The organism is Rossellomorea oryzaecorticis, assembly GCF_045897515.1.
Lineage (GTDB): Bacteria > Bacillota > Bacilli > Bacillales > Bacillaceae_B > Rossellomorea > Rossellomorea enclensis.
This window is the reverse complement of sequence record NZ_JBJOSA010000004.1, coordinates 56,298-68,825: the sequence shown is the minus strand read 5'-3', so window position 1 is coordinate 68,825 and position 12,528 is coordinate 56,298. Positions and strand designations below refer to the sequence as shown.

Annotated in this window: 14 protein-coding genes; 5 read left to right on the top strand and 9 right to left on the bottom strand. The window is 43.4% G+C overall.

Annotated elements, in window-relative coordinates:
* Positions 1–27: 27 nt before the first annotated feature.
* Together ACKA06_RS06425 and ACKA06_RS06420 are read left to right on the top strand one after the other, a co-directional pair.
* On the top strand, positions 28–1,566 hold the full coding sequence (locus ACKA06_RS06425) for an alpha-amylase family glycosyl hydrolase (protein ID WP_411159297.1): 1,539 nt from the start codon (positions 28–30) through the stop codon (positions 1,564–1,566).
* A gap of 90 nt (positions 1,567–1,656) precedes the next feature.
* Complete coding sequence (locus ACKA06_RS06420; RefSeq protein ID WP_198258288.1) at positions 1,657–2,706, top strand: LacI family DNA-binding transcriptional regulator; 1,050 nt, start codon at positions 1,657–1,659, stop codon at positions 2,704–2,706.
* A gap of 406 nt (positions 2,707–3,112) precedes the next feature.
* On the opposite strand, the gene ACKA06_RS06415 is transcribed toward ACKA06_RS06420, so the two are convergent.
* The 5 genes from ACKA06_RS06415 to ACKA06_RS06395 all read right to left on the bottom strand — a co-directional run bounded on the left by ACKA06_RS06415 (position 3,113) and on the right by ACKA06_RS06395 (position 7,259).
* On the bottom strand, positions 3,113–3,982 hold the full coding sequence (locus ACKA06_RS06415) for an SDR family oxidoreductase (protein WP_411159296.1): 870 nt from the start codon (positions 3,980–3,982) through the stop codon (positions 3,113–3,115).
* A gap of 146 nt (positions 3,983–4,128) precedes the next feature.
* Positions 4,129–5,478: a CoA-disulfide reductase gene (locus ACKA06_RS06410; protein WP_411159295.1), complete on the bottom strand. Its 1,350-nt coding sequence runs from the start codon at positions 5,476–5,478 to the stop codon at positions 4,129–4,131.
* A gap of 103 nt (positions 5,479–5,581) precedes the next feature.
* Complete coding sequence (locus ACKA06_RS06405) at positions 5,582–6,073, bottom strand: YajQ family cyclic di-GMP-binding protein (RefSeq protein WP_032089190.1); 492 nt, start codon at positions 6,071–6,073, stop codon at positions 5,582–5,584.
* Positions 6,074–6,209: 136 nt separating this feature from the next.
* Positions 6,210–6,341, bottom strand: coding sequence for a DUF3941 domain-containing protein (locus tag ACKA06_RS06400; RefSeq protein ID WP_098151218.1), 132 nt, complete (start codon positions 6,339–6,341; stop codon positions 6,210–6,212).
* Between the two features lie 69 nt (positions 6,342–6,410).
* Positions 6,411–7,259 (bottom strand): DegV family protein, encoded by an 849-nt coding sequence (locus ACKA06_RS06395; protein WP_411159294.1) that lies wholly within the window; start codon positions 7,257–7,259, stop codon positions 6,411–6,413.
* 790 nt (positions 7,260–8,049) lie between these two features.
* Here ACKA06_RS06395 and ACKA06_RS06390 point away from each other — a divergent pair.
* Entirely contained in the window at positions 8,050–8,904 is an 855-nt protein-coding gene (locus ACKA06_RS06390) for a YitT family protein (protein WP_032089188.1), read from the top strand.
* 57 nt (positions 8,905–8,961) lie between these two features.
* On the opposite strand, the gene ACKA06_RS06385 is transcribed toward ACKA06_RS06390, so the two are convergent.
* The 3 genes from ACKA06_RS06385 to ACKA06_RS06375 all read right to left on the bottom strand — a co-directional run bounded on the left by ACKA06_RS06385 (position 8,962) and on the right by ACKA06_RS06375 (position 10,222).
* Positions 8,962–9,153, bottom strand: coding sequence for a DUF3813 domain-containing protein (locus ACKA06_RS06385; protein ID WP_032089187.1), 192 nt, complete (start codon positions 9,151–9,153; stop codon positions 8,962–8,964).
* On the bottom strand, positions 9,154–9,306 hold the full coding sequence (locus ACKA06_RS06380; protein ID WP_169792806.1) for a hypothetical protein: 153 nt from the start codon (positions 9,304–9,306) through the stop codon (positions 9,154–9,156).
* 100 nt (positions 9,307–9,406) lie between these two features.
* On the bottom strand, positions 9,407–10,222 hold the full coding sequence (locus ACKA06_RS06375) for a Cof-type HAD-IIB family hydrolase (protein ID WP_032089185.1): 816 nt from the start codon (positions 10,220–10,222) through the stop codon (positions 9,407–9,409).
* A gap of 133 nt (positions 10,223–10,355) precedes the next feature.
* On the opposite strand from ACKA06_RS06375, the gene ACKA06_RS06370 reads away from it, so the two are divergent.
* Positions 10,356–11,129 carry a prolyl oligopeptidase family serine peptidase gene (locus ACKA06_RS06370; protein WP_197670663.1) on the top strand — a complete coding sequence of 258 codons (774 nt, stop codon included), beginning with the start codon at positions 10,356–10,358 and terminating at the stop codon, positions 11,127–11,129.
* Between the two features lie 70 nt (positions 11,130–11,199).
* Entirely contained in the window at positions 11,200–11,508 is a 309-nt protein-coding gene (locus tag ACKA06_RS06365) for a metal-sulfur cluster assembly factor (RefSeq protein ID WP_032089183.1), read from the top strand.
* Positions 11,509–11,559: 51 nt separating this feature from the next.
* Here ACKA06_RS06365 and ACKA06_RS06360 read toward each other — a convergent pair whose 3' ends face one another.
* The gene (locus ACKA06_RS06360; RefSeq protein ID WP_058298237.1) at positions 11,560–12,369 is read right to left on the bottom strand and encodes an undecaprenyl-diphosphate phosphatase; all 810 of its coding nucleotides are present in this window, start codon (positions 12,367–12,369) and stop codon (positions 11,560–11,562) included.
* Between the last annotated feature and the right edge of the window lie 159 nt (positions 12,370–12,528).

Here is a 12,528-nt window from a genome sequence, read left to right as displayed (position 1 = left end):
TACTAATTACCCGAGGAGGAAGCGGAGATGAAAAGAAGAGTACTTGCTCTCATTTTAGTCCCGTTTCTTCTTTTTTACGCCGTACCCGCAGGTGCAGTTGAAAAAGAAGAACGAAAGTGGCAGGATGAAACAATGTATTTCCTGATGGTGGATCGCTTCAATAATGGAGATACGACCAATGATAAAGAAGTGGACACAAAAGATCCCAAGGCCTATCAGGGAGGGGATTTCCAAGGGATTATCGATCGATTGGATTATATTAAGGACATGGGCTTCACGTCAATCTGGCTGACCCCGGTCTTTGATAACCAGCCTAAAGGATATCATGGGTATTGGATCACTGATTTTTATAAACCGGACGAGCATTTCGGTTCAATGGAAACGTTTAAAAAGCTTGTGGAGGAAGCTCACAAGCGAGATATGAAAGTGGTTTTGGATTTCGTGGTGAACCATGTGAGCCCTGAACACCCGTGGGTGAATGACCCGGCTAAAAAGGACTGGTTTCATGAGAAGAAGCCGATGAACTTTTCCAATAAGGAAAGTCTGCAGAAGGCATGGCTATATGACTTGCCGGATTTGAACACTGAAAATCCAGAAGTAAGGGAATACCTTTTCGATGCAGCTAAATGGTGGATAAAGGAGACGGATGTAGACGGTTACCGATTGGATACGGTACGTCATGTGCCGCAGGACTTTTGGAGTGAATTCAGTAAAGAAGTGAAATCCGTAAAAGACGATTTCTATCTGCTCGGTGAAGTCTTTGACCGCGATCCACAGAAGATCGCTGAATATAACGATGTCGGCATTGATGGATTTGTTAATGTCCCGCAAGCCGAAGAAATGCGTTCGGTTTTTAAAAAGCCTGATACGTCAATGGACAGACTCTTTAATTTTTGGAAGTATAATGAAACATACTATGAAAATCCCTATGTAATGGGCACATTTATCGACAACCATGATATGGAACGGTTCACGAGGCTTTTGGTTAAGGAAAATGTGTTCCCCGGTACACGATGGAAGCTTGCTTTGGCGTATATGTACACCACGCCGGGGATACCGATAGTCTATTATGGTTCTGAGATTGCCATAGACGGAGGGGAAGATCCCGATAACCGGAGACTGATGAATTTCCGTGCCGACAAAGAGTTGATCGATTACATCATCACACTCGGCAAGGTTCGCCAGGATTACCTGGCTTTAACAAGGGGATCAGTAGAGCCGTTGTATGAAAAAGATGGAATGGGTATCTATAAACGCACCTATAAAGACCAGACAGTTGTGGTGGCCATCAATAATTCAAGCAAAACACAAACCGTAGAACTGAGCTCAGAAGACCTGGCAGAAAATCAGGAGCTGAAAGGGTTGATTACAAGCGACCTGGTCCGCAGTGATGATAACGGGACCTATAAGGTGGCACTTGACAGGGAAGAAGCGGAAATCTATCTGCTCAAAGCCAAAAGCGGATTGAATATCCCTTACTTATCTGCCCTTGGAGCTGTTTATGTATTATTTTTATTATTTATTTACCTTGTATGGAAACGCGGAAGAAAGAACCGCAAACGATAGACTGAGGGGGCTCTTAGCAGGGCCTTTATTCACACCGCTGTATTGGAAGCGCTTTTATTTTGAATGTTACAGCAGAAGGGGGGAGTGACGTTGGCTGTTACGATAAAAGATGTGGCGAAGCTTGCGAATGTCGCACCATCCACCGTGTCACGTGTAATCGCAAATAACCCGAGAATCAGTGAAAAGACAAAACAAAAAGTAAGAGAAGCGATGGATCAACTGGGGTATCATCCGAATTTCATCGCCAGAAGCCTTGCGAATCAGTCAACAAGAGTATTGGGGCTGGTCCTTCCGGGTTCTGCAAGTACCTTTTCTCAAAATCCTTTCTTTCCGACAGTCCTGAGGGGATTGAGTGAAGGGGCGCATGAAAAGCAATATGCACTTCAAATGACGACAGGACAGTCTGAAGAAGAAATCTATGAAGGTGTCGTTCAAATGGTCCAAGGTGGAAGAGTGGATGGAATCATACTCCTTTATTCCAAAGTCGAAGACAAAGTGATGAACTATTTAAAAGCACGCAACTTCCCGTTTGTGGTTGTCGGAAAACCTTATAAATACTCTGAAGAAATCACCCACGTAGACAATGATAATTACAGGGCAGCGAAAGAGGTTACGAATTATCTCCTTGGACTGGGCCATGAATGCATCGGTTTCATAGGAGGGAATCTGAACCTGGTCGTTACAGTCGAGCGTTTATTGGGTTATGAAAAAGCGCTCAGGGACGCAGGACTTGGTTTGAAAGATGAATACATCATCCACGAAGAGTTTCTGCGCGAAGGCGGCAGGGAAGCGATCAATGAACTGATGCAGCTCGCACATCCCCCGACTGCACTGGTTGTAGCGGATGATTTAATGGCACTTGGTGTGTTGAATACACTGGATGAAATGGATATTTCCGTTCCAGGCGATATTTCCATAATCAGCTTCAATAACGTGCTTCTGGCGGAAATGTCCCGCCCTCCATTAACGTCGGTTGATATCAATATCTTCAACCTGGGTAATGAAGCCGCAAAGAGTCTGATCCAGAAGCTTGAAAATCCGAACGACCCAATAAAACGGATCATCATCCCGCATGAAATTGTGAAGCGGGCATCATGCAGTAAGAGGGAAGTTGGTCATAGAGAAGAGACCGAGGCGTAGTGGCCACGGTCTTTTTTTGAGTGTAGCTGGTTATTGTCCTTCATTTAGCAAAAATATGCTGGAAATGGGGTGTGGAAGAGGTTTTAGGGAATGAATGTAAGGATGATACCTGAATGGGTGTTTTGTAAGGCGTATACCGGGTTTATGCTCCTAATTTGAAAAATACGTTCCTAATTCCAGTTTTACGATCCTGAAATGAAAAATACATTCCTAATCTGAAATTTACGGTCCTGAATTCAAAAATACGTTCCTAATTCCAAATATATGATCTCTTAACAATCATTCTAATCTGGAACAGAACAGATATCCGCAGACATTTACCACGCACAAAAAAGCCGGGTATATAAAACCCGGCTTCTAAAACTTGAACTATCTCTGTCCCCCGTGACATCTCGTCTTAATCAGATTATCCGTTCACGACCGTCCCGCCGTTAATATGGATCATCTGGCCGGACACATAAGAGGAATCATCGCTTGCCAGATAGACATAAGCAGGTGCCAGTTCAAATGGCTGACCGGCCCTTCCCATCGGTGTATTGGCACCAAATTGAGATACTTTGTCTGCGTTGAAAGTGGAAGGGATGAGCGGCGTCCAGATCGGACCAGGTGCCACTCCGTTGACCCTGATACCTTTTGATGCGATATTCTCGGCAAGAGACCGGGTGAAACTTACGATTGCCCCTTTCGTGGAGGAGTAATCGATGAGATCTTTATTGCCTTTATAGGCAGTGATTGAAGCAGTGTTGATAATGGATGCGCCCTTTTTAAGATGAGGCAGGGCAGATTTTGTTAAATGGAACATTGAAAATACGTTGGTCCTGAAGGTTTTTTCAAGCTGTTCACTGCTGATGTTTTCCAGGCCGTCCTGGGGGTGCTGTTCTGCAGCGTTGTTGACGAGCACGTCCAATTTGCCAAACTGTGAAATCACTTTGTTGATCAGGTCTTTGCAGAATGTCTCACTGCCGATATCGCCTGCCAGGAGCATGCACTGGACGCCTTCTGCTTCCACCAGTTCTTTCGTCTTGTTAGCATCCTCATGTTCATCTAAGTATGAAATGGCGACATGTGCACCTTCACGTGCGAAGTACCAAGCGACAGAACGCCCGATCCCGCTGTCTCCTCCTGTGATGAGAGCGACTTTCCCATCCAGTTTACCGCTTCCTTTATAATTTTGGTCGGTATGGATCGGCTGGGGATTCATTTCATCGATCGTTCCCGGCTGATGATTCTGATGCTGAGGCGGGAAGGTTTGTTTTTCGTTTTGCTGTTGTGACAAACTGAAACACTCCTTTTAATGTTAAGTAAATTAATTATTCTTAGGTTAGTGTTTACCCGATGAGTGCAATTATTAACATCTTTTGCCGGCATTTTTGGAATCTGGCCCTTCAAAAAAACAGACCCGCTCTGGGTCTGTTCCGTGAATCACGAATCCATCATCTTCTCTGCCTTGTAGCCGATCATATTCAGCAGGCCCTTAGGGGAAGAGAATGGAGGGGCATAGCAGGTTTCGATTTCCTGCAGCTGTAAGATTGTCAGTCCGCCTGTAATGGCTGTGGAGAGGACATCAATCTGTTTATCCACTCCTTCGCCTCCGACGACATTTCCTCCAAAGATTTTACCGGTGGAGGGACAGAAATGGACCCTGACATAAACATCCTTGCTGTCCGGGTAATATCCTGCGTGTGATTTCCCTTCATGTACAGCAGTCTTATATTTCATTTTCCGTTCAGTGAGCTCCTTTTCACCCAATCCGGTCGAGCCGATGCTTAAATCAAATACTTTCGCTATCGCACTTCCGAGCATCCCTCCAAAAGAGACCGGACTGCCTGTCAGGTGTTTGGCGATGATATAGGACTGGCGGTGTGCCGGCCAGGCAAGCGGGACCTGTTTAGGGCTGCCGTCGATCCGGTCGAATGATTCGACTACATCACCGACAGCATAAATGGATGGATCATCCGTCTGCATATACTCGTTCACTTTGATGCCGCCAGAATCCCCGATCGTAAGCCCGGCATCCTTTGCGAGTGAATTGTTAGGCCTTATCCCCACTGATAAAAGAATAAAATCAGTTTTAATTCTTTCTCCATTATCAAGCAGGATTTCCGATGCAGAAGTGACTTTATGCAGTCCGTTTTCAACATATAACGTAACACCTTTTCTTTTTACGTGATCCTGGATCTTCAAAGCCGATTCTTCATCAATGATGTTGAGGACATGGTTTGAACGCTCAACAATACAAGTGTTGATACCGAGGCGGGTGAGGTTTTCGGACATTTCTACGCCGATGAACCCGCCGCCGATGATGGCCCCGGCTGCCGGCTTTTCCGTTACCAGGTAGTTTTTTAGTTTATCCATGTCTTCGACCGTCCTTAGAGTGAAGGAAGGGATGGTATCAAGGCCGTCTATTTCAGGGACGAATGGGGATGCACCTGTTGCTATGATTAGTGCATCATAGGTTTCTTGATATTCTTGATTCTTAAGAATGTCTATGATGTGAAGGGTTTGCTTTTCCCGGTCAATCTTTACGGCTTCATGCTGCATCCTCACATCGATCTTTTTCTTGGACTGCAGCTTTTCGGGGGTATAAGCAAATAAATCTTCTCGTTCCTCGATTACTTCCCCGAGATAGTAAGGCATCCCGCAGGCTCCGTATGAAAGATAAGAAGTCTTTTCGAGTAAAATGATGTCTGATTTGTCGTCCAGCTTCCTTAGTTGTGAAGCAGTTGTGGCGCCACCGCCGACAGCTCCTATAACGATAATTTTCTTATTCATATTTCTCCTCCGTATACGTCTCTAGTATGATTCATAATTAGTGCAGAATATAAAAAAAGTCTAATGAGTATAGTTTACCCATCAGACTATGCAAGATAACAAATCAGCGGAAATTTACAAATTGGACATCAATGGATAAGTCCGCTTCCCTTACGGCTGAAATGATCTTCTGCAGGTCATCTCTGCTCTTTCCGGTGACACGGACTTGGTCATCCTGGACCTGGCTCTTTACCTTGACACCGGAGTTCTTGATGATTGTATTGATTTTCTTCGCGTTTTCTTTATCGATTCCCTGTACGAGCTTTGCGCGCTGGCGCACTGTGCCACCGGATGCACCTTCCAGCTTGCTGTAATCAAGATTCTTAACCGGTACGCTGCGTTTAATCAATTTGCTTAATAAGACATCTTTCAGCTGATTCATTTTGAATTCGTCATCAGATATCAAAACAATTTCTTCCCCGTCCAGTTTGATATCGCTTTTGCTTCCTTTGAAATCATATCTGGTCTGGATTTCTTTCAATGCAATTTGGATGCTGTTGCTTACTTCGGACATGTCGACTTTTGATACAATATCGAAAGAGCTTTCTTTTGCCATATGTAGTTCCCTCCATTACTATATTCTTCTAATATTATATCGGAGTCCCTTAGTAATGCACAACTATGATGGAGGATGATTGAAATGAAAAGACCACCTGTTGTCAGGTGGCCGGTTGATTCAAATACAGTCCGTATTAGAGGTGGTCGGTCTTTTTGGAGTATTGATTCTTTCCGCCTTGGCGGTTTTGTTCCTTCATTTTGTTTTTCTCTTCATGCAGGGCCTGGTTGTCTTTCGCTTTTTTGTCATTATCAGATGTGTGCGGCATAGTATGCACTCCCTTCACTATAAACAGTTTCTCATTTAGTATGACAATTTGAAGGAAGGTTTATGAGTGTCATCGGAGGAAAAATACTGCCAATGTCCCTGTTCCTGTATGAGATCCGATGGCACATCCAATAATATTGATATAAACATTTTTCGGAGAGAACTTTTCTTCAATCATCTTTTTCATTTCGAAGGCAAGCTCTTCATCATCTCCGTGACTGATGGCGATTGTTTGTTTTGAGAGGTCGGAACCGCGTTCTTCCATCAGTTCAAGGATTCGTTTGAGGAGTTTCTTCTTGCCTCTGAGTTTTTCGATCGGTACAAGCTTACCGTCTTCGACGTGAAGAAGGGGTTTAATATTAAGCAGTCCGCCCAAAAAAGCAGAGGCTTTTGAAACACGGCCGCCTTTGGCTAGATAATCAAGATCCTCAACGGTAAAAAGATGTTCCATATGCTCTGCCTGATAGTTGATTGTATCAATGATTTCTTGATGGTCAGCGCCTGCATTCAGGGCTGTCAGGGCACTCTTGACCACAAGGCCGTAGCCGAGGGAAGCGCACTTGGAGTCGATGATGGTAAGGTCAAGCCCGGGATGTTCTTCTTTTACTTGATCACGGATCATCACGGCAGTTTGATACGTTCCAGATAGTTGGGAAGAGAAGGCGACATAGATTCCTTTTTCCCCTTTCTCAGCGATTTCCGTGAACTTCTTCAGGAAGGATTCCGGTGATACTTGAGACGTTTTAGGCATATGGCCTTCACGGATTTTGTCAAATACCTTTTTGGGTTCGATGCTGATGAGGTCTTCGTAATCCTGTCCTTCGATATGTACTTTAAGTGGGAAAAATTCTATGTTGTCCTGTTTGAAAAATTCTTTCGGCAGGTCGCTTGCACTGTCGGCAAATAATTTTACTGTCATCATTTCTCATCCTTTTATCTTTAACTTATAGCTTTAGTCTAGCTATTTTTTGGTGAAATGACAATCTAATCCTGTCTAATTTCCCATAATAACATTGATTCCATTTATGATTTTCGTGCATGACTTCGCTTTCCGCCGGTAGACCGTGAGCCTCATGGCATTCTGGCGGCAGATTCCCTCCCCGGATCCGGGGTCTATCTCTCGGGTGCCTGATTTGTTTTTTTGAATGTTTTATGGAGGTTAGAAGCGTTCATGACTCAATGTACGAAAAATATTATCTGTAAATCAGCGGTTTGGCTTGATGAGTGTTATGGTGCAGCCAGAGGGACGGGTTGATTCGAAGGAATCTTTTAATTTTGGCTATTATCTTTCGAAAACCAGCCTTTTTCTTTCAATTCCAGACAATAATCTTCGAATTCTGAGGAATAATCTTTGAATTTCCGGATTAATTCCATCACTTAGAAAAAATATCCAAATTATTAGAAGAATGAACCGAAACAAACAAAGAACACCTTTCAGGATCATTCATGTTATGCTTATCTATTTTGATCTAAGCTCTTCCGCTTTTCAAATGAGCTACTCTTCCAGCGGGAGTCTTCGTCTTGCAATCCAATCAACGCTGGATAGTCTTCGCTGCAAGACAGAAGTGAAACTTTATCCGGAATATGTTACTTACAGATTATTTTTGCAAAAAAAACCGTTGAGCAGGTGAATTTGAGGGAGAGTTTAGTTATGATATTTTGTGGAACATATTTAGTAGTAGATACTACACAACAGGGGAGGTCTGTGCATGAATAGGGATAGTGTGCATTTGGAAGTGAAAAAGTTTGTAGTGGTGCTGATCGGTGCGGTTTTGGGAGCGATCGCCATGAACTTCTTCTTGATACCGGCAAACGTTTATGCGAGCGGTTTTACCGGTATGGCACAATTATTATCAAGCATCATCAAAGAATTTACACAGTTTAACGTATCAACCGGTATTTTATTATTCTTATTGAATATTCCTGTAACCATTATCGGATGGTTCAAGGTGGGTAAATCATTTACTGTTTACAGCTTTATCTCTGTATTTCTGACTTCATTTTTCCTCGAAGTGATCCCGGTCATTCATTTATCACCGGATATTTTGCTGAATGCCGTTTTCGGCGGTGTAATTGCAGCTGTCGGGGTCGGTCTTACATTGAAGTGGGGGGCATCAACAGGCGGTATGGATATCATCGCCATGATCCTCTCCCGTATGAAAGATAGGCCGGTCGGCTCTTATTTCTTTGTCATGAATGCTTTCATCATTATCTCTGCCGGCTTTTTATACGGCTGGGAAAAAGCGTTGTATACACTCGTGACGCTGTATGCTTCCACACGTGTCATCGATGCCATCCATACCCGTCATGAGAAATTGACGGCAATGATCATCACAAAGAAATCCCAGGAGCTCCGTGAAGCCATCCACTCGAAATTGATGAGGGGAATTACTACTCTTCCTGCAAAAGGTGCCTTTTCCGGAGAGCAGAAAGAAATGATGATCATTGTCATTTCGCGTTATGAGTTGTATGAGCTGGAGCATACGATAAAAGAAGTCGACCCGAACGCCTTCACCAATATCGTGCAGACGACAGGCATCTTTGGATTCTTCAGGAGAGATTAGTTCAGCAAAAGAAGAAAAGGTTGACCTTCCCGTCTTGGAAGGTCAACCTTTTTTGCTTTATTGAAGAGTATTCAGCTCATCCTGAAGGGCGCGTAATTGGTGTTGTTCTGCTGCATTGCTATTCGCATAGGCAGAAGATAAGGCGTTTTTTGCTTTGTTGATCGATTCTTCTGCATTACCGCCTTGAGATGCTGTCTGCTTCGCAGAATTGACGGCCTGTCGTGCCTGTCGGAATAATGGATTGCTCATCTATATTCCTCCCAAAGAGGAGTCTTCAGCTTTGGATGACAGCTTGTTCGCCTCTGCTTCAGCATATGTCAAGTGGTATGGAATCCGTTCATCATGCTTTTCAACAGCAACTTTACCTTGTTGTACAAATCGTTTGGATTTATTTCTACCCACTGCAACCACCCCTTTTACAAGCTTGAACACAAATTGTGTTCTTTTGTAGTATGGCTTAAGTCGGCCGTGTTTACAGTAAAAAAAATTCCCACTCCTGCCATCAAAGATTAAAGCGCTTTTGCAGGTATACTCCGATTCCATCTTCTTCGTTCGTCAATGTGACATCATTGGCGATTTCTTTAACTTTTTCGATGGCATTCCCCATTGCAATGCCGGTTCCTGCATATTCAAGCATTTCAAAATCGTTGTCTTCATCTCCGAATGCAATGATGCGCTCCTGCGGGATATTCAAAGAGGAAGCAACTTTCTCAATCCCGACAGCTTTATTTAAACCGGATTTAACAATTTCAATGACATGCCAGGGAGCAGCCCACCTGCGGTGATCGATCACTTCTGCATGGACTTTATCAAGATGTGCGCGGATATCCTTCACATCTTCTTCCTCAGCATGGATCAGCATGGAAGTGGGATTCTCAGTGAGAAATTCACGTATATCCCCCGTGGAAATGGACGGGTTGCCCATCATGAAAACATCTATGAGCTTTTCATCATGGTAGTGGAGGTACACATCATCCTTCACTTCAGCGATGATATTGCGGAACGGAAAGTCATGGCAAGCTTCAATGATCTGCTTGGATACATGTAAATCCATCGGGGTATGATAAGTACCCCAATTCTCATCTATAGGGTGATGAGTGAAAGCCCCATTGAAATTGACAATGGGAGTACCTAAATTCAACTGCTTATAATAAATTTCACTTGCACGGTAAGGACGGCCGGTCGCGATCATCACTTCATGACCCTGTTTCCTTGCCTCTGTCAATGTATGAAGAGTTTTAGATGAAATCTTTTTCTCATCGGTCAGAAGTGTACCGTCCAAATCTAATACGATTAAGTGTTTTTCATGTAAAGTCATAACGTATTATCCCCAATTCTTTGAAATGTCGTGAATCAATTCTATTGAAAATACAGGAGCTGATTAATATACAACCTGTAAAATCTAGGATATCATAATAGTGTTATAAGCGTACAGGAGGGAGCAGCTGATCATGATCGTAATTGAGAAGTCGTATATCGAAAAAATCCCATATCTGCATTTAGTAAAGGAAGAGGAAAGAAATCAACCTCTGCCATTATGCTTTTTTATACATGGATTCACAAGTGCCAAGGAGCATAATCTTCATTATGCTTATTACCTTGCTGAAAAAGGCTTCAGAGTCGTACTGCCGGATTGCCTGGAGCATGGAGAAAGGGCGACAGGTAAAACAGAAGAAGAATTAGGCGGGGTATTCTGGAAAATAGTCTTGAACAGCATCCATGAACTTTCCATACTAAAGAGTCATTTTAAGGAAAAAGGCTTGCTGATTGATAACGGAATTGGCGTTGCGGGAACATCGATGGGCGGCATCGTGACACTGGGAGCGCTGACTCAGTATGATTGGATTTCTTCAGCCGTTTCTCTCATGGGGAACCCATCTTATGTTAAATTTGCAAAGGCTCAGCTTGCTCACTTGAAGTCAGCTGGATATCAGCTGCCGTTCAGTGAGGAAGAAGTGAAGGCGATCCTTGATGAACTGTCAAAATATGATTTGAGCCTCCAGCCGGAAAAGTTGAATGGACGTCCGCTCATGTTCTGGCATGGAAGAAAAGACAAGGTTGTCCCTTTCCATTTGACAGAGGAGTTTTACAAGGCTATTCTTCCTGCCTACGAGGGAAATGAAGATAATATCCTCTTCATTGCTGATGATAAAGCAGATCATAAGGTCTCCAGAGAAGGTGTCATGAAGCTGGTGGAATGGTTCGAAAAACATCTTTCGGCTTAACCTTTTGTTTTCAGGCCGTTTCTTTGTTAAGATGAATGGTAGATAAAGATGAGTGAAGGAGAGTGTTACGATGGATCAGGATCTTAAAGATAATTTAATGGGTGCACTTGAACAAGTTGTCGACCCTGAACTGGGAATAGATATCGTCAATTTAGGATTGGTATATGATGTCGATCTAGATGAAGAAGGTAAAGCGACCGTTACCATGACACTAACGTCAATGGGCTGCCCGCTGGCCGGAACGATCGTAGACCAAGTCAAGACCGCTTTAAGCGATATCCCTGAAGTGAAAGAAACAGAAGTAGATATCGTCTGGAATCCGCCATGGAGCAAAGACAAAATGTCACGCTATGCGAAAATCGCTCTGGGTATCACATGATCATAAAAAAGCCCCTTTTCAATATCGATTGAAAAGGGGCTTTTTTCAATTTTAAATAAAAATCACAACGAGTAACCCGACGATCAAGCAATAAAAAGCAAAATATTTCAGGTTTCCTCTGACCATAATATTCATGAACCATTTCAATGAAAAATACGAAGCAATCAATGATCCCAGGAATGCCAGCACGTAAGGAACGGTCATCGATGCTGCAGGCGGAACTTCAATCAGATCCTTGATGCCAAGCAGCATCACTCCAAAGCTGACAGGGATGTATAAAAGGAACGAATAGCGTAAAGCTGTCTCTGCTTTCATTCCGCGGGCCATTGCGGCAACAATTGTTGCACCGGAACGGCTGATTCCCGGAATCAGTGCGACTGCCTGCGCAAGACCGATGATCAAGGCATCCTTCACGTTCAAGTCTCCGTCATTTTTACTCCCGCGAAGGTTACGGATGAGCCACAGCGCAGTCCCGGTAATAATGAGAGTGATTCCTATCGTCACAACAGAAGATAGATGCTCCTCAATCACATCGCCGAAAACGATTCCGATCACACCTGCTGGAATCGTACCGATGATCAAGTACACGATAAAATGAAAATCGCGTTTGTTCTCCGGTGTTTTTTCTTTAAAGTAGCCTAAACCATTTACAATCAAACGCCAAATATCTTCGCGATATACTAAAAGAACTGCGAAGAGAGATGCAGTATTCACCAATATTTCAAAAGTCAGTCCTGGTTCTTCAATGCCCAGGAAGTGCTGGGCGAGTACGAGATGCCCGCTTGATGAAATCGGGATAGGTTCAGTAAAACCCTGGAAAATCCCTAAGAATAAGTATTTCACTATCGTATAAAAATCCATTGTATATCCTCCAAGCCTTATTTCTCCACATTTTTTTATTTAACACCAAACAGGTACAAACTGTAAAGACTTTTTCCGAATGTTAACCAAACCGTAATCTAATGGTTACCTCCAAATGGCATGCATGAACCATCTCCCTATGAAGAAAATAAGAAAGAA